Source organism: Hydrogenophaga palleronii (genome assembly GCF_031457455.1).
GTDB classification, from domain to species: Bacteria; Pseudomonadota; Gammaproteobacteria; order Burkholderiales; family Burkholderiaceae_C; genus Hydrogenophaga; species Hydrogenophaga palleronii_A.
On record NZ_JAVDWU010000006.1, the window covers coordinates 247,102 to 268,860 of the forward strand.

Here is a 21,759-nt window from a genome sequence, read left to right on the forward strand (position 1 = left end):
AAAATCCTGAAAAAAAGGCCAACCCAGGGGCTGGCCTTGACCAAGGGCGCTGGGCCTGGCTTATTTCTTGGCGGGCGGCAGCACGTTCAGGTCGGCAGTTGAAGGCAGCATGCTGCCGTTCCAGATGGTGGCCGGGTTGATGCGGGTCTTCGTGTTGTAGGCGTCGGAGACCTGCGAGGCCATCAGCGCCAGGCGGCCCGGGTTGGCTTGTCCGAAACCTTCGGCGCGTGCGTCGGGGCTGGCCACGACGGAATCGATGGCGAGCTGCAGCCGGCGCGTTTCCAGGCCGACGTTGATGATGCCGTCACGTGCCTTGACCGTGTCAATGGCAGCGGTGGGGTTGGCCATGACTTCCTTGGCGCCCTTGGCAAACGCAGTCAGGAAGGCCTTGACTGCGGCTGGGTTCTCGGCGATCAGCTTGGGGCTGGCGATGATGGCGTTGCCATACAGCTTCACGCCATGATCGGCGTACGGCATGATGACCACGTCTTCGGCCTTCACACCGCGAGCTTCCAGGTTCAACAGCGAAGTGAAAGAGAAGCCGGTGATGGCGTCGATGTCGCCACGTACCAGCATGGTTTCGCGCAGCGGTGGGTCCATGGAGGTCCAGGCCACGTTGCTCACGTTGTTGGCCTTCTCGAAGATGGGGAAACCTTTTCGGCCGGCATCGAACACCGGAGCACCCAGCTTCTTGCCACTGAGGTGGGCCGGCTTGCTGATGCCGGATTTCTTCAGCGCGAGCACGGCCGCCGGGGTGTTGTTGTAGACCATCATCACGGCCACGGGCTTGTTCGGCGCATCGGGGTTGTTGGCATGGAATTCCATGAGTGCCGCCATGTCCGCAAAGCCCATGTCGTAGGTGCCAGACGCCACGCGGGTCACCGTGCCGCCAGAGCCGTTGCCCGAATCCACCGTCACATCCAGACCGGCGGCCTTGAAGTGGCCTTTGGCCACAGGCTGCAGGAAGAACGCGGCGGGGCCTTCAAAGCGCCAGTCGAGCTGGAACTTGATGGGGGTTTGCGCGTGCACACTGCCGAAGGCCAGTGTGGCGGCCAGGGCGGCGGTGGTCTGGATGAAGTAGCGCTTGTTCATGGAGTCTCCGTGGATGGCGTGGTTGCAGAAAGGCATGGAAAGGCTGCGCACACGGGGCTGATGGGGCACGACAGTCACAGCAAAAAGAGTGCCAGCAACCCGTCGCAGGTCACAGATCGACCTGTGCATGATTGAACACAGTATTTGTATACAGATTTTCAAATCGGGTGCCCGACCCCGTCAACCTGAAAAACCCTAAATGGGGCGCACCGATTTGAGTTGCATTGAACCGGTGCGATTGTGGTCCGAATTGGTGCGTGAGGCGCGCGCCCAGGCGACTGGACGCACCAAAAAGCGCGTCTTCAGCGCGGTACCAGCTGGCTTGCTGCCGCGAGAGCGGTCATGTTCAGCACCCGCCGCACCGTGGCCGCCGGCGTGAGAATGTAGGCGGTGGCGGCCGAACCCATGAGGATGGGGCCGACGGTGACGCCCCCGCTTGTGGTGGTTTTGAGCACGTTGTAGAGGATGTTGGCCGAGTCCAGGTTCGGGCAGATCAGCAGGTTGGCCGAACCGGTGAGCGACGAATCCGGCAGGTAGACATCGCGGATCGCTGGCACCAGTGCGGCATCGCCGTGCAGCTCACCGTCGCATTCGATCTCCGGGTGGAGCGCCACGAAGATGTCGCGTGCCGCCCGCATCTTTTTGGCCGAGGCTCGTTTGCTGGACCCGTAGCTGGAGTGCGACAGGAAGGCGACCTTGGGGGGCAGGCCAAAGCGCTGCACTTCCTGCGTCGCCATCCAGGCGATTTCGGCGAGCTGTTCGGCGCTGGGGTCTTCGTTGACGTAGGTGTCGGCAATGAACAGCGTGCCGCGGTCGGTCATGAGGGCGTTCACGGCCGCGTAGTTGGTCACGCCCTCACGCTTGCCGAGGATGCTGTCGATGCGTTCCAGGTGCGTCATGTACGAACCCGCCAGCCCGCAGATGAGCGCGTCGGCGTCACCCAGTGACACCATGAGCGAGCCGATGATGGTGTTGGAGCGGCGCACGGCGGCTTTGGCCACTTCCGGCGTGCCACCATCGCGGGCCATGAGCTTGTGGTACTGCTCCCAGTACTGGCGAAAACGTGGGTCGTCCTCGGGGTTCACGTTTTCCACGTCCACGCCCAGGCGCATGCGCAGGCCAGCCTTTTCGATGCGCGCGGCGATCACTGCGGGGCGCCCGATCAGGATGGGCTTGGCCAGGCGGTCGTCGATCGCCATCTGTGCTGCGCGCAGCGCGCGCTCGTCTTCGCCGTCGGCGTAGGCCACGCGCTTGCGGTCGTCGGGCACGGCCTTGGCGGCGGTGAAGATGGGACGCATCAGCATGCCGGTCTGGTACACGAAGCGCGACAGGCTTTCCTTGTACGCGTCCATGTCGGCGATGGGCCGCGTGGCCACGCCGGAATCGGCCGCGGCCTGTGCCACGGCCGGCGCAATGCGCAGAATCAGGCGCGAGTCGAAAGGCTTGGGAATCAGGTAGTCGGGGCCGAACACGAGTTCTTCGCCCTGGTAGGCATTGGCCACTTCGTCGCTGGTTTCGCTCTTGGCCAGATCGGCAATCTGGCGCACGCAGGCCAGCTTCATTTCTTCGGTGATCTTGGTCGCGCCGCAGTCCAGCGCACCCCGGAAGATGTAGGGGAAACACAGGACGTTGTTGACCTGGTTCGGGTAGTCGCTGCGCCCGGTGGCGATGATGCAGTCCGGCCGAATCGCCTTGGCCAGTTCGGGGCGGATTTCCGGTTCCGGATTGGCCAGCGCCAGGATGATGGGCTGCGGCGCCATGGACTTGACCATGTCGGCCGTGAGCACACCCGGGGCCGAGCAGCCGAGGAACACGTCGGCACCATTGACCGCGTCGGCCAGTGTGCGCTTGTCGGTGTTCTGCGCGTAGCGCGCCTTCGATTCGTCGTAGCCGCCTGCACGCCCCTCGTGAATCACGCCTTTGGAGTCGCAGACGAAGATGTTCTCGCGCGCCACCCCGAGGCCCACCATCACGTCGAGGCAGGCAATGGCGGCAGCGCCCGCACCAGAGACGGCCAGCTTGACTTCGCCGATGTTTTTGTTCACCAGCTCCAAGCCGTTGAGCAGTGCGGCGGCCGAGATGATGGCGGTGCCGTGCTGGTCGTCGTGGAAGACCGGAATGCCCATGCGCTCGCGCAACTTCTTCTCGATGTAGAAGCACTCGGGCGCTTTGATGTCTTCCAGGTTGATGCCGCCCAGCGTGGGTTCCAGCGCGGCAATGATGTCGACCAATTTGTCTGGGTCTTTCTCGTCGAGTTCAATGTCGAACACGTCGATGCCGGCGAACTTTTTGAACAGGCAGCCCTTGCCCTCCATCACCGGCTTGCTGGCCAGGGGCCCGATGTCGCCCAGGCCAAGCACCGCTGTGCCATTGGTGACCACCCCCACCAGGTTACCGCGCGAGGTGTATTCGGCCGCCATGGTGGGGTCCGCCTGGATGGCCAGGCAGGGGTAGGCCACGCCAGGGGAATAGGCCAGCGAGAGGTCGCGCTGGTTGGACAGGGGTTTGGTGGGGGTGACGGCAATCTTGCCCTTGCCAGGCGCGCGGTGGTAGTCGAAGGCGGCGTCGCGCAGGGCTTGTTCAGCAGGTGTCATGTTGTCTCTCCTTGTTCGGGGCATTTTGGCATGCATGGAAAGGCCACCCCCTGTGGCTTTTCCCAATACCACGAGACCGTCGCCACCACCCGGGGGCACCATGTTCAGGCCTGCTGCAGCAAGTCGAACAAGGTACGCGCCAGCACCTTGGTGGCACGGCGCAGGTCGTCGAGCTGCAGGTGCTCATCGGCCCGCTTGGCATTGGATTCGCGCACCGTGCGCGGGCCGGCACCGTAAATCACACCCGGAATGCCGCGCTCCACGTACAGGCGCACGTCGGTGTACAGCGGTGTGCCCACAGCGGGAATGGGCTCGCCGAACACGGCCTCGCCATGTTTCTGCAACGCTTGCACCAGTGGCTGGTTGCCGGGCAAGGGTTGCATGGCGCGGCACAGCAGCATGCGCCGCACGTCGACCTGTATGGCCTTCCCACCACGTGGCGGCTGGAAGCTGGCTGCAGCGGCTTCGATGGTGTGACGCAACGATGCTTCCACTTCGGTGGGGTCTTCTTCGGGGATCATGCGGCGGTCGACCTTGAACACCACTTTGCCCGGAATCACGTTGGTGTTGGTGCCGCCGCTGATCTGGCCAACGTTCAGGTAAGGGTGGGTGATGCCTTCGACCTGAGAGCGCACCTGCAGGTAGTCGGCATTGAGTGCGTAGAGCGCATTGAGAATGTGCACCGCTGCCTGAAGCGCATCGGTGCCGCTGTCGGGAATCGCGGCGTGGGCCATGTCGCCCTGCACCGTCACCTCCAGTTGCAGACAGCCGTTGTGCGCCACCACCACCTGGTAGCTGAAGCCGGCGGCGATCATCAGGTCCGGCTGGGTCAGGCCCTTTTCCAGCAGCCACGCGGGGCCCACCTCGCCGCCAAATTCTTCGTCGTAGGTCACGTGCAGTTCCAGGCCGCCGGCCAGCGTGGCGCCCAGCGATTCGAGTGCGCGAATGGCAAAGGTGAAGCTGGCGATGTCGCCCTTGCTCACGGCGGTGGCGCGGCCGTAAATCTTGCCGTCCACCACTTCGCCACCATAGGGATCGTGCGTCCAGCCCTCACCGGGCGGCACCACGTCGCCATGCGCATTGAGCGCGATGGTCTTGCCGCCGTCGCCATAGCGTCGGCGCAGGATCAGGTTGGTGATGCTCTGCAGTCCGGCGGCCTTCACCTCGGCTTCGGGCACGGCGTGCTTTTCGGCTTCCAGGCCCATGGCCGCGAGCAATTCGGCAGTGCGTTCGGCGTGGGGGGCGTTGTTGCCGGGCGGTGTGTCGGTCGGCACACGCACCAGTTCCTGCAGGAAGCGCACCTCGTCGTCGAAATGGGTGTCGATCCAGGCGTCCAGTTGTTCAAAAGGGGTCATGGTGGCTCAATGGGTGTGTTCTGAGGCGAGTTGGTCCAGCAGGTGCGAAAAGGCACGCACGCACAGGTCCATGTCGTCGCTGGTGGTGGACTCGAGTGGGTTGTGGCTGATGCCGCTGTTGAGGCCGCGCACGAAGAGCATGGCCTGCGGCATCACCTCGTGCAGCTTCATGGCGTCGTGACCGGCGCCGCTGGGCATGCAATGCAGTGGCACGCCCAGCGCGGTCACCGCTTGTTCCCAGCGGGCCTGCCACGCAGGTGCGCTGGGCGCGGCGGCGGCGCGCATGGTTTCTTCCAGGGTGTGGCGCACGCCGCGTCGCTCGCAGATGGCGCTCAATTGCGCGAGCACGTCGCGCTCCAGTGCGTCTCGCTGTGCATCACTGGGTGCGCGCAGATCGAGCGAAAACGTGCAGCGACCGGGCACCACATTGATCGACCCATTGGGCACCTGCAGCATGCCTATGGTGGCCACCGAATCGCCATCGGCCGCCGCCCGCTGTTCGGCATACAGCGCGAGTTCGGCCACGGCAGCGGCGGCGTCACGTCGACGGTCCATGGGGGTGGTGCCGGCATGGCAGGCCATGCCCACCACCTCACCCAGGTAACGCACGCTGGCGTTGATGGACGTGACCACGCCCAGGGGAATGTCCAGCTCGTTGAGCACCGGCCCCTGTTCGATGTGCACCTCCACGAAGCCCAGGTATTTCGCCGGGTCGCGCTTCAGCGCGTCGATGGCTTCCAGCGTGGCCGGCAGGTCGGCGTGTTGCATGGCGGCGCGCATGGTCACGCCGTCGGCGTCCCGCTGGTCCAGCCAGGCCGGGTTGAAGTGACCGGTGAGCGCGCCCGACCCCAGGAAGGTAGCCTTGTAGCGCTGACCTTCCTCTTCCGCGAATCCCACCACCTCCACGCCAAAGGGCAAGCGCCTGCCCGCCGCATGGAGTTGCTTCACGCAGGCCATGGGCACGAAGATGCCCAGTCGCCCGTCGTACTTGCCACCATTGCGAACCGTGTCGAAGTGGCTTCCGGTGAGCAAGACTGGCGCAGCAGGGGTGGTGCCGTGGAAGCGCCCCACCACGTTGCCCACGGCATCAATGCTCACTTCATCAAACCCGCACGCCCGCATGCCCGTCACCAGATCGTTCATGCATGCACGGTGCGCATCGGTCAGGTAGGTCACTGTCAACTGGCCGTGCTCCTTGTAGCCGGGGTCGCTGTGCTGTGCCAGCGCTTCGTGCCAGTCCCATACTTCGTTGCCCAGCGTGGGCTTAAAGCCGAATTTGTCGTTGAGCCGGATTTCGGCGATGCGGTGGATGTTGCGCAAGCTCTCATCGCGTTCAAAGTCCACCGGGTGGTGCAGGCGGCGCTCGAAGGTGGCGATGATTTCGCGCTTGCTCAGACCGTTGCCGCGCGGGCCGCGCACCGCCAGGATGAACGGAAAACCGAAGCGGGCCAGATAGTCGGCGTTGAGCTGGCGGATGTGGGTCAGTTCCCCGGGCGTGCAGTTCGTGAGCCCCGCCTTGTTCTGCTCAACGGTCGACTCGGCCGTGAGCGTGCGAGCTTCCATGGCCTTGCCGGCCAGTTCCGGGTGGGCTCGGATCAGCGCCAGTTGCGCGTCCACCGATGCGCCAGCAAGCACGCCCACCATGGCGTGTTTCAGTGCCGCCAGCGAAGCGAATGGCCGCTGGGCCAGGGCCTGCTGCGCAATCCAGGGTGAGTGCTCGTAGAGGCCGTCGAGCATCTGCGCGGCCTCGGCCGGTGATGCGCGGTTCAGTTGGTCCAGGGTGAGAGGCATGGCGGCGTGCTCAGACGGAGGTGAGGGGGTGCGTGGCCTTCCAGTGCCGGGCGATGTCGACGCGCCGCGCCACCCACACTTGTTCGTGCGACTGAATGTGGTCCAGGAAGCGCTGCAGTGCGGTGATGCGGCCCGGCCGGCCCAACAGGCGGCAATGCATGCCGATGCTCATCATCTTCGGGCGGTCCAAGCCGTTTGGATCGCCCTCGGCATACAACGCGTCGAAGCTGTCTTTCAGGTACTGGAAGAAGGGATCGGCGTGCGAATAACCCTGGGGCAGTGCAAAGCGCATGTCGTTGCAGTCCAGCGTATAGGGCACGATCAACTGGTGCGTGTCGCTGCCGTCGGTCTTGCGCACCTTCATCCAGAACGGCAGGTCGTCGCCGTAGTAGTCGCTGTCGTATTCAAAGCCGCCGAAATCGGCCACCAGCCGGCGCGTGTTCGGGCTGTCGCGCCCGGTGTACCAGCCTAGCGGGCGTTCACCGCCCAGGCGCTCCATGATGGCCATGGCCTGCGCCATGTGGGCGCGCTCGGTGGCTTCATCCACGTTCTGGTAGTGGATCCACTTCAGACCATGGCAGGCCATCTCATGGCCCAGCTCCCGCAGCGCAGCCGCCACGTCCGGGCAACGCTCCAGGGCGGTGGCCACGCCGAACACCGTCAGGTGAAGCCCGCGTTGTTCGAACTCGCGCAGGATGCGCCAGACGCCAGCACGCGAGCCATATTCGTAGATGCCTTCCATGCTGATGTGCCGCGCCGGGTAGGCTGCCGGGTTGAACATCTCGGACAGAAACTGCTCCGACGCGTCGTCGCCGTGCAGCACACAGTTTTCTCCGCCTTCCTCGTAGTTCAGCACGAACTGCACTGCAATGCGCGCGCTGCCGGGCCAACGCGCATGGGGCCCATCGCGACCGTAGCCAGCGAGATCACGGGGGTAGGGCAGGGTGGTGTCGTAGAGCGTCATGGACGGATGGGAGAGATGTCTAGGGCCTGTTCACACTATTTTTCCAAGTGCGAATGGGTTGAAAACAGCGCCAATCTAGGCGCACGACGACGGCCAGACTGGGTGTCTGGCCTAGGAGTGCAACGACGAGTGGCGCTGTTTTCAACCCATTCCCTTCGGGTTGCGGCCAAAAAGGCCATGCGCGGCGTTGCGAAGCCTTGCCGGGGGGCGACCCCGGCTGCGTTTCGCGCCTTGCGCATGACCTTTTTGATCCGCAACGCATCTTGGAAAAAATAGTGTGAACAGGCCCTAGTTCAGAAACACCGCGGAACTGGCTTTGCCAGGCCGCAGGTGTTGCCCCCTGAGGGGGGATGCGGCTACACGAAGTGAGCAAGCGACGGGGGGGAGTCATGTCAGGCAACGGGGGGAATCATGAAAGCGCCATGGAGATATCGTTGGCCGGCACCTTGCGGTCGAAGGTCAAGTTCGCTTCCACGTGGATCAGGTGTTCGTTCATGAGCCGCACGGCCAGCGCCTCGTCCCGTGCCGCCAGCGCCTTGACGATGTCCGCGTGCTCCTCACTCGAGTGTTCAGCCGCGGTGCTGCTCTGGTACATGAGCGTGATCAGCGCACAGCGGGAGATCAGTTCGCGCAACAACTCGGCCAGCACCTGGTTGCCCATAAGCTCGGCCATGCGCACGTGGAAGTCCCTCAGCAGCTCGGTGCGGCCGGCCACGTCCTGGTTGCTCACAGCTTCTTTCTCCTGTGCAACGTGTTCACGCAGTGCCTTGATCTTGGCTGGTGTGACGGTCTGCACGAAGGCGCGGGTCATTTCGGTCTCCAGCATGCGGCGCACCGCAAAGACCTGTTTCGCCTCCGCCACCGAGGGGGTGGCCACAAAGGCACCCCGCGCCGGTTCCAGGCGGATCAGCCGGTTCTGCGACAGCTGGAACAGCGCCTGGCGAACCAGGGTGCGTGACACGCCAAAATGATCGGCCAGCTTTTGCTCGGCCAGCTTGGTGCCCGGCTGCAGGCGGTGCTCCACAATGGCCTTCGTCAGCGATGCAACGATGTGGTGGGTGCTGGATATTTCCATGGGCGCATCATATCCGCAACGATCAAAAACTGTATACACTTTTGGTCGACTGCAACCCGCCAAGAAAGGACACGAGCATGGGCTTGAGTACACACGTTCTGGACACCATGCACGGCTGTCCCGCCGCCGGCATGGCGGTGGCGCTCTACACGACCGACGGCGAGCAGGCGACGCTGGTCAAGCAGTTCACACTGAACGCAGATGGCCGCAACCCGGACGGGCCGCTCTACGACAACGCCAGCCTCAAGGCGGGCACCTACCGCTTGGTGTTTGATGTGCAGGGCTATTTCGCCCAGCGCGGCGTGCCGCTGCCCGAGCCCCAGTTTCTGAACCGGGTGTCGATCGACTTCGGTGTGGCCCATACCGACCAGCATTACCACGTGCCGCTGCTGGTGAGTCCGTGGAGCTATAGCACTTATCGGGGCAGCTGAAGCTGCGCCCCCTGCTGCGCAGGGGGGCCTTACCGATTCCTTTGGCCTTCGGTCAATGTGTCCAGCTGGAAGTGACCGCTGCGGTCCCAGAGCCACACGTCGGTGTAGACGACGCCACCCAGCGACACAGGCGCCGGAAATGGTGCGGCCGACTGCACCGTGCGTTCGATCTCACGCATCACGTCGGGTACATGGCTCGGCGCCCGCATCCAGTTGAGGTTGCGCACATTGCCCCTGTTGTCGACCTCCACCTGCAACACGCCAACCGCATGCAGCAGAGGGGGCAGCTTGCCTTTGAAAATGCGGTGCCCATTCTGGCCATACAGATGGCTGGCGCCGTCCTTGCGGTACTCCATGGGGGTGCGCGCGTGAGAGATGATGGCCGGCGGTGGCAGCTCGACCAGGGGTGGCGGGGCGGGAGGGGTCGGCAGGGCAATGGGCTCTGGCGCGGGAGGCTCCGGCGGCGTCGCGCATGCGGTCAACAAGGCGGCGATGCCTGCGGTCATCCAAAGCCGCAAGCCGCGTGTGGCACTTGCCTGCCGGGGCTGGTGGGTGAGGTCAAGGACGTTGTCTCTCATGATGGCTGGCCTGACGTGTGATGGGGGCCACAGCGGTTCGATGACGGCATATGGCTGCGCGTTTGCAGTGTATGGTGGTTTCGGAAATCCGGGATGCCATGCATCGCCGGATACTCGACGCTGGTCGTCGCGTTAACGTTTCCACACAATTTATCTCGTCAATGCCACAGCTTTCAGCAGACATCGACCATCTTCTGGGTCGCTTGCGTTTCGCTCCGGCGGTGCTGGTCACCGTCGCACAGACTCGTGGCTCCGTCCCGCGAGAGACAGGGGCATGGATGGCGGTGTTTGCCGATGCGGTGATTGGTTCCATTGGTGGGGGTAATCTGGAATGGGACGCCGAGCGCCGGGCGCGCGAAATGCTGACCAGCAGCGAGGCGCAACCCTGCGAGCGCAAAGTGGTGCTCGGCCCCAGCCTGGGCCAGTGCTGTGGCGGTGCCGTGGAATTGCGCTATGAGCCGATCAACCATCAACAGCTCGCCGAACTTCCAGGCCGGCTGGCGCCGGCGCTGTGGCCCGTGGCCCTTTTTGGCGGCGGCCACGTGGGACGGGCCGTGGTGCAGGCGTTTGGTCCACTGCCGTTTGCCGTCACCTGGATCGACAGCCGCGACGAGGTGTTTCCGGCCGACCTCCCCGCGTCGGTGCGGACCGAGCATTCCGATCCGGTGCAGGCAGCCGTGCATGAACTCGCGCCTGGCAGCCGGGTGCTGATCATGAGCTTTTCTCATGCCGAAGACCTGGAAGTGGTGGCCGCTTGCCTGGAGCGCCTGCGCACACACAAGGACTTGCCGTTCGTGGGGTTGATCGGCAGCCGCAGCAAATGGGCCACATTTTCAAACCGCCTGCGGCAACGCGGATTCGACGAATCTGAACTGGCCGCCATTACCTGTCCCATCGGCCTTCCCGGCATTGAAGGAAAGCAGCCGGCAGTGATCGCTGCGAGCGTGGTGGCTCAGTTGCTCATGGGCACGAGCCGGTGATGTGCGCAACGGTGCGAGTCAGTCGATCTGCTCCGGCAGCCACAGGTTCAGCGCAATGGAAATGGCAGCGGCCGGCAGCAGGCCGCTGGTCATGAGAATTTTTGCTGTGTTGGGCAGATGCTGCAGCGCGTCAGGGGCCAGTTGCAGACCCAGACCCACGGACAGCGCAGTGGCAAAAATCACCATGTTGCGCCGGCTCCATGGCACCTCTGACAGCATGTTCAGGCCGGCGGCGGCGACCATGCCGAACATGATGATGGCTCCGCCACCCAGCACGGTGACCGGCATGCTGGCCACAACGGCGCCGAGCTTGGGCACCAGACCGCACAGGATCAGAAACACGCCGCCCAGCGTCACCACATGGCGGCTCATCACGCCCGTCATCGACACCAGTCCCACGTTCTGGCTGTAGCTGGTGTTGGGCAACGCGCCAAACACGCCAGCCAGGGCGGTGCCCAGACCGTCGGCGAAGGTGGCGCCGCGGATCTCTGCATCGGTGGCCTGGCGACTGGCGCCCCCCTTGGCAATGCCCGACACATCGCCCACGGTTTCAATGGCGGAGACGATCGACATGAAGCACATGCCGATGATGATGGTCCAGTTGATTTCCCACCCGAACCTGAAAGGCTGGGGCAAGGTGAACCAGGCGGCGCTCGCCACACCACCAAAGCCGACCTTGCCCAGCATCGCTGCATACAGGTACCCGGCCACCAGACCCAGCAGCACGGCAGCCACGGAAAGCATGCCGCGCGAAAAAAACTTCAGCAACAGGGTGACGCCGATCACCACGAGGGCCACCGACCAGTTCTCCAGGCTGCCGTAAGCCGGTTGGCCTTTCAGCGCGGCGCCTCCGGCCGCGTATTCCACGCCCACCTTGATCAGGGCGAGGCCGATCATCAGAATGATCAGCCCCGTGACCAGCGGCGGAAAGGCGTGGCGGATTCGGCCAATGAAGAAGCCGATGCAGAAATGGAAGACACCGCCGAGCACCACGCCCGTCATCAACCCGGCCATGCCGGCCACCCCGGCACCTGCGACCGCAGGCACCATGATCGGGATGAACGCGAAACTGGTGCCTTGCATCACCGGCAGCCGCGCGCCAATCGGCCCCATGCCCAGTGTCTGCAGCAAAGTGGCCACCCCGGCGAACAGCATGGACATCTGGATCAGGTAGACCGTGCTGGGAAAGTCAGGCGAACCCGATCCAAACCCAAAGCCCGCAGCGCTTGAGACGATGATGGCCGGCGTGACGTTGCTCACGAACATCGCCAGCACATGTTGCATGCCCAATGGCACGGCCTTGGCCAGGGGCGGTGTGTGATCCGCCTGCCGCAACTGTTCGGGGGTACCCAGGGAGTGGTCGGCCAATCAAGCCTCCAGAAAGGGATTTCAAGTCGGTGTGGCCGCCGCATGAGGTCACCCGTTTGTGACAGCAATATACGGAAAATGCGGAGCCGCTGGTTGCAGGTGGCTGCTCAGGGACGGGTGCGTGCGATTCCCAACAACCAGGCGCGTGGCACGCGGCGTGCTTGTCCCCGGGATGGATGGGGGTGCCCGTGGTCGAGGGCGGGTCGACGGTTTTTTCGCGGTTCTCAAAAGGTGTATACAATTTTTCGATCAGTCGCAGCGGCGCAGGACGTTTCAAACGACGTTTCCGGTTCGCGGCTCTCATCCGGTTCAGAGCGCCCGCAGTGGTGAACCGAAAGCCATTGGCGGTGTCCCCGTCGAGTTGAGGTGCCATGGAAACCTATTTGCTGGATTGGGCCAACCTGCTGCTGCGCTGGCTGCATGTCATCGTGGCCATCGCCTGGATCGGCTCTTCGTTCTATTTTGTGTTTCTGGACAGCAGCCTCACGCCGCCCCAGGACGAACAGCTCAAAAAAGACGGTGTCAGTGGTGAGCTCTGGGCCGTGCACGGCGGCGGCTTCTACCATCCGGTGAAGTTCGCCGGCGCACCACCGAAGCTGCCTGAGCACCTGCACTGGTTCTATTGGGAAAGCTATTCCACCTGGCTCTCTGGCTTTGCGCTGTTTTTCATCTCCTACCTCTGGAGCCCCAGTGTCTACCTGATCGACCCGAACATTCACGACTGGAGCCCGGCCGCAGCGATCACCAGCGCGCTGGCCTTTCTGGTGGTGTTCTGGCTTGCCTACGACGCCATTTGCCGCACGCTGGGCGAAAAGAAGAATGGTGATGCCTTGGTCGGCGCGCTGGTGCTGGTGCTGGTGTGTGTGGCGGCGTACGCGGCCACGCACCTGTTCGCCGGGCGTGCGGCCTTCCTGCTGGTGGGCGCCATGATTGCCACGGCCATGAGCGCCAATGTGTTTTTCTGGATCATCCCCGGGCAGCGCACGGTGGTGGCGGACATCAAAGCCGGTCGCCCAGTGGACCCGATCCACGGCAAGCGCGGCAAGCAGCGCAGCGTGCACAACACCTATTTCACGCTGCCGGTGCTGTTCGCCATGTTGAGCAACCACTACAGCTTCACCTACACGCACGAACTCAACTGGCTCATCCTCATCGGCATGATGTTCGCGGGCGCGGCCATCCGGCAGTTCTTTGTCATGCGCCATGGCCACAAGCTGGGGCGCAACGCCCATCCCTGGCCCTATGCCGCTGTTGGCGTGGTGGCGCTTCTGGCTCTCATTGTGTGGCTTCGCCCGGCGCCGGTGGAGGCCGTGGCCGCGCCTGAAACCGTCGGCTATACCGAAATCAAGCCGGTGATCGACCAGCGCTGCGTGATGTGCCACGGCGAGGCACTGCAATCCAAGAACGTGCGGCTCGATTCACCCGAGGCACTCAAGCAGCATGCCCAGACCGTGTACCAGCAGGTGGTTGTCATGAAGCTCATGCCCATGAACAACGCCACCGGTCTGACAGAAGCTGAACGCGCGCTGTTCGCTAAGTGGTTCGAAAGCGGTGCGCGGGTGAAGTGAGTGGATGAAGCCCCCACGCTCCGCCGCTGCGCGGGTCGCTGCCCCCCGAGGGGGCTGAGCCTGCCTTGGGGCGGCCCGGCGGCAGGCCCGTTGCTGCGCAGAGCCGGCGAACTGCGGTAACCTCTTGCGGACGTTCAACCCATCTTCCTCATCACCATGAAAACGCAAGCCGCCGTCGCCTGGAAATCAGGCCAGCCCCTCACCATCGAAACCGTCGATCTGGAAGGGCCGAAATTCGGCGAAGTGCTGGTCGAAATCAAGGCCACCGGCATCTGCCACACCGACTACTACACCCTCAGCGGCGCCGACCCTGAGGGCATCTTCCCCGCCATCCTTGGCCACGAAGGCGCGGGCATTGTGGTGGACGTGGGCCCGGGCGTGACCTCGCTCAAGAAGGGCGACCACGTGATCCCGCTCTACACGCCCGAATGCCGCCAGTGCAAGTTCTGCCTGAGCCGCAAGACCAATCTCTGCCAGCTCATCCGCGGCACACAGGGCAAGGGCCTGATGCCTGATGCCACCAGCCGTTTCAGCATGGATGGCAAGCCGCTCTTCCACTACATGGGCACCAGCACCTTCAGCAACTACACCGTGGCAGCCGAAATCTCGCTGGCCAAGATCCGCGAAGACGCCCCGTTCGACAAAGTCTGCTACATCGGCTGCGGCGTCACCACCGGCATCGGGGCCGTCATCTTCACCGCCAAGGTGGAAGCGGGTGCGAACGTCGTGGTGTTCGGCCTGGGCGGCATCGGTCTGAACGTGATCCAGGGCGCGAAGATGGTGGGGGCCGACAAGATCATCGGCGTGGATCTGAACCCCGAACGCGAAGCCATGGCGCGCAAGTTCGGCATGACACACTTCATCAACCCCAAAGACCACGCCAACGTGGTCGATGCGATCGTGCAACTGACCGACGGCGGTGCCGACTACAGCTTCGAATGCATCGGCAACACCAAGGTCATGCGCGATGCGCTGGAGTGCACCCACAAGGGCTGGGGCCGCAGCATCATCATCGGCGTGGCCGAAGCCGGTGCCGAAATCAGCACCCGCCCGTTCCAGCTCGTCACCGGCCGCAAATGGGAAGGTTCGGCCTTCGGCGGCGCGCGCGGCCGCACCGACGTCCCCAAGATCGTGGACTGGTACATGGAGGGCAAGATCAACATCGACGACCTGATCACCCACAAGCTCAGGCTGGCAGACATCAACAAGGGCTTTGATCTGATGAAGAGTGGCGAATCCATTCGTTCCGTCGTCGAGTTCTAAGGTATTGGCCCACCCCTGCCGAGCTTCGCTCGACCCCCTCCAGGGGGCGGCGCGAGCGGCCCGGCGAAGCCGGTTCCGCCGCACCTCTGGATCAACTACCCCTCAGTTCCACCAACTCGTCAGGGTATTTCATGTCGACTTCATTAGACCGTCTTGAACTTTTGAGCGAACACGGCAGCTTCGGCGGCGTGCAGCGCTTCTACAAACACGCATCAAGCGAGATCGGCCTGCCGATGCGTTTTGCGCTGTACCTGCCGCCTCAGGCGCTGACGGGCAAGGCGGTGCCGCTGCTCACGTTTCTTGCTGGCCTGACCTGCACCGAAGAGACGTTCACCATGAAAGCGGGTGCTCAGCGCGTGGCGGCGGAACTGGGGCTGGCGCTGCTGATGCCCGACACCAGCCCTCGCAACACTGGCGTGGACGGCGAAGACCATCATTGGGATTTCGGGGCAGGTGCCGGCTTTTACCTGGACGCCACGCAGGCGCCCTGGTCGGGCCACTGGTGCATGGAAAGCTACCTGCTCAAGGAATTGCTGCCGCAGGTGGTGAACGAGTTCGGTCTGAACGCTGAGCGCATGGGTCTGTTCGGCCATTCCATGGGCGGTCACGGTGCGCTCACGCTGGCACTGCGCCATCCCGGTCGTTTTGCCAGCGTGTCTGCGTTCGCCCCCATTTGTGCGCCCACCCGGTGCCCCTGGGGTCACAAAGCCTTCACGGGCTACCTGGGGCAGGACGAAAGCACCTGGGGTGCCCACGACGCCAGCGTGCTCATGGCACAGCAGACCGCCGCGCCCTACCCAGGCGGCATCCTGATTGATCAGGGACTGACCGACAAATTCCTTGCCGAGCAGCTTTACCCGGAGGCTTTCGAAGCCGCTTGTGCCCGGGCGGGTCAGCCGCTCACGCTGCGCCGTCATGAAGGCTACGACCACGGTTACTATTTCATCAGCAGTTTTGTCGATGACCACCTGCGACACCATGCTGCAGCATTGGGCGTTGTCTGACCCTGCCGCCATAGAAACATCATGCGTCCTCGCCAATTCGACCTCATTGCATTCGACTGGGATGGCACCCTGTTCGACTCCACCGCCCTGATCACCCGCTGCATCCAGTCGGCGGTGGCCGATGTGGGCGGTACCGTGCCCTCAAACCGGGATGCCAGCTATGTCATTGGCATGGGACTGATGCAGGCGCTTGCACACGCGGCTCCCGATGTGCCTCCGGAAAAATACCCCTTGCTGGGTGAGCGCTACCGTTTCCACTACATCAAGTGTCAGCGCGACATCACCCTGTTTGAAGGGGTATTGCCCTTGCTGGCCCGGCTCAAGGAACGGCACCATCTGCTCACCGTGGCCACCGGGAAAAGCAGGGTGGGGCTGAACGAAGCCTTGCGAAGCGTGGAGCTGGTCGGGATGTTCGACGGTTCGCGAACCGCCGACGAAACCGCCGGAAAGCCCAGCCCCCTCATGCTCAACGAACTGATGAGCGAATTTGGCGTTGCGCCTGAGCGCACACTCATGATCGGGGACACCACGCACGATCTCCAGATGGCGCTCAATGCGGGCTGTGCCAGTGTGGGCGTGAGTTACGGCGCACACGAACCCGACGCGTTCCATGTGCTTGAGCCACGCCATGTCGCGCATTCGGTGCAGGAACTGAGCGACTGGCTCGCCACACACGCCTGAGCGTCTGATGTCCGTACCTGCTGCAGGCGATGCCGCTCTTCATGCCCTGTGCAACAGCCGGGACCTGACGGACGGCGGCATGGCGGTGCCTTTTGATGTGAGCTACGCCGGACAGACCTGCCGCGCATTTGCCATCCGTTACCGGGGGCACCCCCATGCCTACCTCAATCGCTGCGCCCATGTGGCCATGGAGATGGATTGGCAGCCTGACCGGTTCTTTGACGACAGCGGTCGCTGGCTGCTCTGTGCCACCCATGGCGCCGTCTACGAACCCGATACCGGGGCCTGCAAAGGAGGGCCTTGCCGGGGTGGTCTCGTCAAGATCGATCTGAAGGAATCCGATGGCGTGGTGCACTGGCGGTCACAATACCCGCTTTGCCCCGTCGAATTCTGAAGAATCTGCCATGAACAATGACCACACGGGCCTCGCCCAAGGCCCCGGCGCTGATCGCCAATGGGAGCGCGACACCATTGAAAGACTCGTGTTTGCAACCTTGAACGAGCAACGCAGTGCGCGCCGCTGGAAGCTGTTCTTCAGGCTGCTGTGGTTGAGCCTGCTGGTGGCCCTCATCTGGTGGGTCTATACCTCCGATTCGATGGGCACGACCACCAGCCAACCGCACACCGCCATGGTCGAGATCAAGGGTGAAATCGCTTCGGGCGCAGAAGCCAATGCCCAGTCGGTGGTCAGCTCGCTGCGCTCCGCGTTTGAGGACGCGGGCGCCCAGGCGGTGGTCCTGCTCATCAATTCACCTGGCGGCAGCCCGGTGCAGGCGGGCATCATCAACGACGAAATCACCCGGCTCAGGCAGATCCACGACAAGCCCGTGTACGCCGTGGTGGAGGAAACCTGTGCCTCTGCGGCCTACTACATTGCCGCTGCGGCTGACAACATCTATGTCGACAAAGCCAGTCTGATCGGCAGCATTGGTGTGCTCATGGATGGTTTTGGTTTCACGGGCCTGATGGAGAAGATCGGTGTTGAACGACGCCTGATGACGGCCGGCGACAACAAGGCCATGCTGGACCCCTTCAGCCCGCAAGATGAAGAACAACGGGCCTATATCCAGTCCATGCTGGTCCAGATCCACAACCAGTTCATCGAGGTGGTCAAGAAAGGGCGCGGCGACCGCCTCAAGCCCGACGACGACACCTTCAGCGGCCTGGTCTGGAGCGGTCAGCAGTCCATCGAGCTGGGCCTGGCCGACGGCCTGGGCAGCCTGGACTACGTGGCCCGCGAAATCGTCAAGGCCGAGAACATCGTGGACTACACCCAGCGCGAGAACGTCGGGTTGCGGCTCGCCAAACGCTTTGGTGCCAGCATCGGAGAGGGTATCTACCTCGCCGCGCGCTCGGCCGGCGTTCAGCTGAAGTAGGCCCCTCCTGCTTGCCAATCAAGCCGCTTCGTCCGATCTGTAGCCATTCGGGTTGGCACTTTGCCAGCGCCAGGCGTCGATGCACATGTCCTCCAGGCTGAGCTGCGCGTGCCAGCCCAGGAGTTCTTTCGCAAGCGCCGGATTGGCAAAGCACTCGGCCACATCACCCGCGCGCCTGGGCACGATCTGGTAGGGCACTGCGCGACCGGAGGCTTTCTCGAACGCCCTCACCACTTCCAGAACGCTGCTGCCCGTACCGGTTCCCAGGTTCACCGTGAAGCTGCGCCCGCTGTCCAGCAGCCGCTGCAAGGCAGCCACATGGCCCGCTGCCAGGTCCTGGACATGGATGTAGTCGCGCACACCGGTGCCGTCTCTGGTGGGATAGTCGCCTCCGTAGATGTTGAGGTAGGGGCGCTGACCCACGGCCACCTGGGCCACGTAGGGCATCAGATTGTTCGGTGTGCCGTTGGGGTCCTCGCCGATGAGGCCGCTGGGGTGGGCGCCAACGGGGTTGAAGTAGCGCAGCACGCCGATGCGCCAATGGGGCGCCGACCGCTGCATCGCTTCCAGCATGTCCTCAATCACCAGCTTGGTGTGGCCGTAGGTGTTGGTGTGGCTGCGCGGAAAATCCTCGGTGATGGGCACCGACGCAGGGTCGCCGTACACCGTGGCACTGCTGGAGAAAACGAGGGCGGGCGTACCCATCTCGCCTCCGTCTGCCGCCACCCGCGTCATCGCCTGCAGCAGGCTGATCGCACCGCCGATGTTGTTGTGGAAGTACTTCAGCGGGTTGGTCACACTTTCGCCCACGGCCTTGTCGCCAGCGAAGTGGACCACGCCCATGGGCCGATGGCGTCTGAGCACCTGTTCCAGCCACGGGGTGTCGAGCACGTCGCCACGCTCCAGTGTCACCTGCCTGCCCAGGATGCGGGCCAACCTGTCCAGCACCACCGGGTTGCTGTTGGAAAAATTGTCCAGCACCACAGGTTCGAAACCGGCTTCGATCAACGCAATGCAGGTGTGGCTTCCGATGTACCCGGCACCGCCGGTGAGGAGAATTTTCATGTTGAATCCATTTGCCGAGGCAGGGCGCAGCAAGACACAGTGCAGGCATGCACATGGTGACTCAGGGCGGCACTACTTTGCGGCGTCGGTTGAGTTTCGACCGTAGTTGTCTTCTAGTCGAACGATGTCGTCTTCACCGAGGTAACTGCCTGATTGCACCTCGATCATTTCCAGTTCCATCTTGCCCGGGTTGTGCAGGCGGTGCACCTCCCCAATGGGGATGTAGGTGGACTGGTTTTCCGACAACAGAAAGCGTTCCTGGCCGCGGGTGACCTCGGCCGTTCCCTTGACCACGATCCAGTGTTCGGCGCGGTGGTGGTGTTTCTGCAGGCTCAAGGAGGCGCCGGGCTTGACGCCGATGCGCTTGACCTGGAAGCGTTCACCCGCATCCACGCTGTCGTACCAGCCCCAGGGCCTCGCCACGCGTCGGTGCAGCAAGGCCTCAGGCCGATTTCGCTGGGTCAGGTAGGCGACCACATCCTTGACCTGTTCAGCGTGGTCCTTCTGCGCCACCAGAACCGCGTCAGGTGTTTCGATGATCAACAGATCGGAGGTGCCCAGCGCCACCACAGTCCGCCCGGTGGAGTGGATGTAGGTGTTGTGCGCCTGCACGGCATGCCCGGGACCTGCAATCCGGTTGCCCGCCCCATCTGCGGTGCTGAGTTCGGCCACGGCATTCCAGCTCCCCACGTCGCTCCACTGACCATCGAACGGCACCACCGCCACGTTGTCGTGCGGTTCCATCACCGCGTAGTCGATGCTCTGCGATCGGCACCCGGGAAAAATGGCGCCGTCCGGGCGAACGAAGCGCACCGGACCACCTGCCTCCCCGACCTGCTCGGACGCTGGTGCCGCCATGGCTTCTTGACACACCTTGAGAATGTCCGGGGCGTGTTGTGCCAGCGCCGCCAGCAGCGTGCTGCCACGCGCCAGGAAGATGCCCGCGTTCCACAACACATTGCCTTGCAGCAACAGCTTCTGCGCGTCGGCTGGTGCCGGCTTTTCAATGAACCGCTCGACCGAACGGCTGCCGTCCTCGCGCTGATCACCCTGCTGAATGTAGCCATAGGCGCTGCTGGGGAAGCTGGGCGTGACACCAAACGTGACGATGGCCCCTGCCTCGGCTGCCGGCACCCCGCGCTTCACGGTGGCTTCAAAGGCCGCGATGTCGGGAATATGGTGGTCTGCCGGGCAGAACAGCAGCAGGGCATCCTGGTCAGCGTTCGACTTTGAGAGCAAGGCAGCCAGGGCCATGGCGGCAGCCGTGTTGCGTGCGGCGGGTTCCAGCAGCACCTGTCCCGGCGCCTTTTCCGTTCGTAGGGCATCCTGCACCAGAAACCGGTGTTCCTCTGACGCCACACAGATCACCGGTTGTTGGCACCAGCCCAGCCTTTCCAATGTGAGTTGAAGTAAATTCCGTTGCCCGATGAGAGGCACGAATTGCTTGGGGAAACTCTGGCGGCTGAGGGGCCACAGACGTGTTCCAGATCCACCGCACAGAATGACGGGAGTGATTTTCATGGGCAAACTCGTGTGGGGTCTGGAGACGGTTTGGTGGGGCACTCTGGACCGGGCGCATGCGTTTTCTGGCTGCGCGGCACTTGTATTATGGATGTCTGTCAAACCAATGCATTAGGGATTCAAAGCGCCATGACGATCAGAAAAGCCGTATTCCCCGTGGGTGGCCTGGGGACCCGCTTCCTTCCAGCTACCAAGGCCATTCCCAAGGAGATGTTGCCTGTCGTTGACAAGCCGCTCATTCAGTACGCCGTGGAAGAGGCGTATGCAGCCGGCATCCGGGAGATGATTTTCGTGACAGGACGCCACAAGCGCGCCATTGAGGATCACTTCGATACGGCATTTGAACTTGAGACCGAGCTTGAGGCCGGCAACAAGCATGCGCTGCTTGCCCTGGTGCATGCCATCAAGCCCGATGACATGGACTGCGTCTATGTGCGGCAACCGCGTGCGCTTGGCCTGGGACACGCCGTGTTGTGCGCCGAAAGATTGGTCGGCGATGAGCCTTTTGCCGTGCTGCTGGCCGACGACCTCATGATCGGCGAACAGCAAGGATCTGGCGGTCCTACCGTCCTGCAGCAGATGGTGGCCGCCTTCGAGCAGAGTCCGGGCACGGTCCTGGCTGTGCAAGATGTCCCCAGAGCCGAGACACGCCGTTATGGCGTGGTGGACGTGCATGGCGTCGACCAGGCGTTGGCCGAGGTGTTCGCGATGGTTGAGAAGCCGGCACCCGAAGTGGCGCCTTCGACGCTGGCGGTGGCGGGGCGGTACATCCTGACGCCCGCAGTATTTGAGAGTGTGCGGCGCCAGCCGCGTGGCGCCGGTGGAGAGATCCAGCTCACCGACGGTATCGCGGCCTTGATTGGCAAGGAGAAAGTGCAGGCATTCCGCTACCAGGGCACGCGTTACGACTGCGGCAGCAAGGAAGGCTTCCTGCAGGCGACCATCGATCTGGCCCTGGCCAACGAAGAACTCAGCGAGTCAGTGAGGGCACACATCCGCCGCGTGATGAGCTGATTCGGGTTCACCGGACTGCTGGCCGGGCCATTCGCTTGG

19 protein-coding genes are annotated in these 21,759 nt (G+C 63.4%); 9 read left to right on the forward strand and 10 right to left on the reverse strand.

Features of this window, described 5'->3' with window-relative positions:
* Positions 1-60: 60 nt before the first annotated feature.
* The 6 genes from J2W49_RS15685 to J2W49_RS15710 form a co-directional block, all read right to left on the reverse strand.
* Positions 61-1,092 carry an ABC transporter substrate-binding protein gene (locus J2W49_RS15685; RefSeq protein ID WP_310318049.1) on the reverse strand — a complete coding sequence of 344 codons (1,032 nt, stop codon included), beginning with the start codon at positions 1,090-1,092 and terminating at the stop codon, positions 61-63.
* Positions 1,093-1,394: 302 nt separating this feature from the next.
* Positions 1,395-3,686: an NADP-dependent malic enzyme gene (locus J2W49_RS15690; protein WP_310318052.1), complete on the reverse strand. Its 2,292-nt coding sequence runs from the start codon at positions 3,684-3,686 to the stop codon at positions 1,395-1,397.
* A gap of 104 nt (positions 3,687-3,790) precedes the next feature.
* Positions 3,791-5,041 (reverse strand): M20 family metallopeptidase, encoded by a 1,251-nt coding sequence (locus J2W49_RS15695; RefSeq protein WP_310318055.1) that lies wholly within the window; start codon positions 5,039-5,041, stop codon positions 3,791-3,793.
* Between the two features lie 6 nt (positions 5,042-5,047).
* Positions 5,048-6,832: a 2-oxo-4-hydroxy-4-carboxy-5-ureidoimidazoline decarboxylase gene (gene uraD, locus J2W49_RS15700; RefSeq protein ID WP_310318058.1), complete on the reverse strand. Its 1,785-nt coding sequence runs from the start codon at positions 6,830-6,832 to the stop codon at positions 5,048-5,050.
* A gap of 10 nt (positions 6,833-6,842) precedes the next feature.
* Positions 6,843-7,796, reverse strand: coding sequence for an allantoinase PuuE (puuE, locus tag J2W49_RS15705; protein ID WP_310318061.1), 954 nt, complete (start codon positions 7,794-7,796; stop codon positions 6,843-6,845).
* Between the two features lie 409 nt (positions 7,797-8,205).
* Positions 8,206-8,871: a GntR family transcriptional regulator gene (locus J2W49_RS15710; RefSeq protein WP_310318064.1), complete on the reverse strand. Its 666-nt coding sequence runs from the start codon at positions 8,869-8,871 to the stop codon at positions 8,206-8,208.
* 77 nt (positions 8,872-8,948) lie between these two features.
* On the opposite strand from J2W49_RS15710, the gene uraH reads away from it, so the two are divergent.
* Positions 8,949-9,302 (forward strand): hydroxyisourate hydrolase, encoded by a 354-nt coding sequence (uraH, locus tag J2W49_RS15715; protein ID WP_310318068.1) that lies wholly within the window; start codon positions 8,949-8,951, stop codon positions 9,300-9,302.
* A gap of 29 nt (positions 9,303-9,331) precedes the next feature.
* Here the strand turns inward: uraH and J2W49_RS15720 are convergent, their stop codons facing one another.
* Positions 9,332-9,880, reverse strand: coding sequence for a hypothetical protein (locus J2W49_RS15720; RefSeq protein ID WP_310318071.1), 549 nt, complete (start codon positions 9,878-9,880; stop codon positions 9,332-9,334).
* Between the two features lie 161 nt (positions 9,881-10,041).
* Here J2W49_RS15720 and xdhC point away from each other — a divergent pair, with 161 nt between their 5' ends.
* On the forward strand, positions 10,042-10,860 hold the full coding sequence (gene xdhC / locus J2W49_RS15725; RefSeq protein ID WP_310318074.1) for a xanthine dehydrogenase accessory protein XdhC: 819 nt from the start codon (positions 10,042-10,044) through the stop codon (positions 10,858-10,860).
* Between the two features lie 18 nt (positions 10,861-10,878).
* On the opposite strand, the gene J2W49_RS15730 is transcribed toward xdhC, so the two are convergent.
* A complete protein-coding gene (locus tag J2W49_RS15730) occupies positions 10,879-12,228 on the reverse strand; it encodes a uracil-xanthine permease family protein (protein WP_310318077.1) in 1,350 nt (449 codons plus the stop codon).
* 371 nt (positions 12,229-12,599) lie between these two features.
* On the opposite strand from J2W49_RS15730, the gene J2W49_RS15735 reads away from it, so the two are divergent.
* The 6 genes from J2W49_RS15735 (at position 12,600) to J2W49_RS15760 (ending at position 18,120) form a co-directional block, all read left to right on the forward strand.
* Positions 12,600-13,796 carry a urate hydroxylase PuuD gene (locus tag J2W49_RS15735; RefSeq protein ID WP_310318081.1) on the forward strand — a complete coding sequence of 399 codons (1,197 nt, stop codon included), beginning with the start codon at positions 12,600-12,602 and terminating at the stop codon, positions 13,794-13,796.
* A 156-nt stretch (positions 13,797-13,952) separates the two neighbouring features.
* Positions 13,953-15,059, forward strand: coding sequence for an S-(hydroxymethyl)glutathione dehydrogenase/class III alcohol dehydrogenase (locus tag J2W49_RS15740; RefSeq protein ID WP_310318084.1), 1,107 nt, complete (start codon positions 13,953-13,955; stop codon positions 15,057-15,059).
* Positions 15,060-15,190: 131 nt separating this feature from the next.
* Positions 15,191-16,063 (forward strand): S-formylglutathione hydrolase, encoded by an 873-nt coding sequence (gene fghA, locus J2W49_RS15745; protein WP_310318087.1) that lies wholly within the window; start codon positions 15,191-15,193, stop codon positions 16,061-16,063.
* A gap of 21 nt (positions 16,064-16,084) precedes the next feature.
* Complete coding sequence (locus tag J2W49_RS15750; RefSeq protein WP_310318090.1) at positions 16,085-16,744, forward strand: HAD family hydrolase; 660 nt, start codon at positions 16,085-16,087, stop codon at positions 16,742-16,744.
* A 7-nt stretch (positions 16,745-16,751) separates the two neighbouring features.
* Entirely contained in the window at positions 16,752-17,138 is a 387-nt protein-coding gene (locus J2W49_RS15755) for a Rieske (2Fe-2S) protein (protein WP_310318092.1), read from the forward strand.
* Between the two features lie 10 nt (positions 17,139-17,148).
* Entirely contained in the window at positions 17,149-18,120 is a 972-nt protein-coding gene (locus J2W49_RS15760) for a S49 family peptidase (protein ID WP_310318095.1), read from the forward strand.
* Positions 18,121-18,138: 18 nt separating this feature from the next.
* Here J2W49_RS15760 and galE read toward each other — a convergent pair whose 3' ends face one another.
* Positions 18,139-19,185 (reverse strand): UDP-glucose 4-epimerase GalE, encoded by a 1,047-nt coding sequence (galE, locus tag J2W49_RS15765; RefSeq protein ID WP_310318098.1) that lies wholly within the window; start codon positions 19,183-19,185, stop codon positions 18,139-18,141.
* A 72-nt stretch (positions 19,186-19,257) separates the two neighbouring features.
* Complete coding sequence (locus J2W49_RS15770) at positions 19,258-20,706, reverse strand: mannose-1-phosphate guanylyltransferase/mannose-6-phosphate isomerase (RefSeq protein WP_310318101.1); 1,449 nt, start codon at positions 20,704-20,706, stop codon at positions 19,258-19,260.
* A gap of 129 nt (positions 20,707-20,835) precedes the next feature.
* Between J2W49_RS15770 and galU the strand changes: the two genes are divergently transcribed.
* Positions 20,836-21,720, forward strand: a complete 885-nt coding sequence (gene galU / locus J2W49_RS15775; RefSeq protein ID WP_310318103.1) for a UTP--glucose-1-phosphate uridylyltransferase GalU — start codon at positions 20,836-20,838, stop codon at positions 21,718-21,720.
* Positions 21,721-21,759 lie beyond the last annotated feature (39 nt).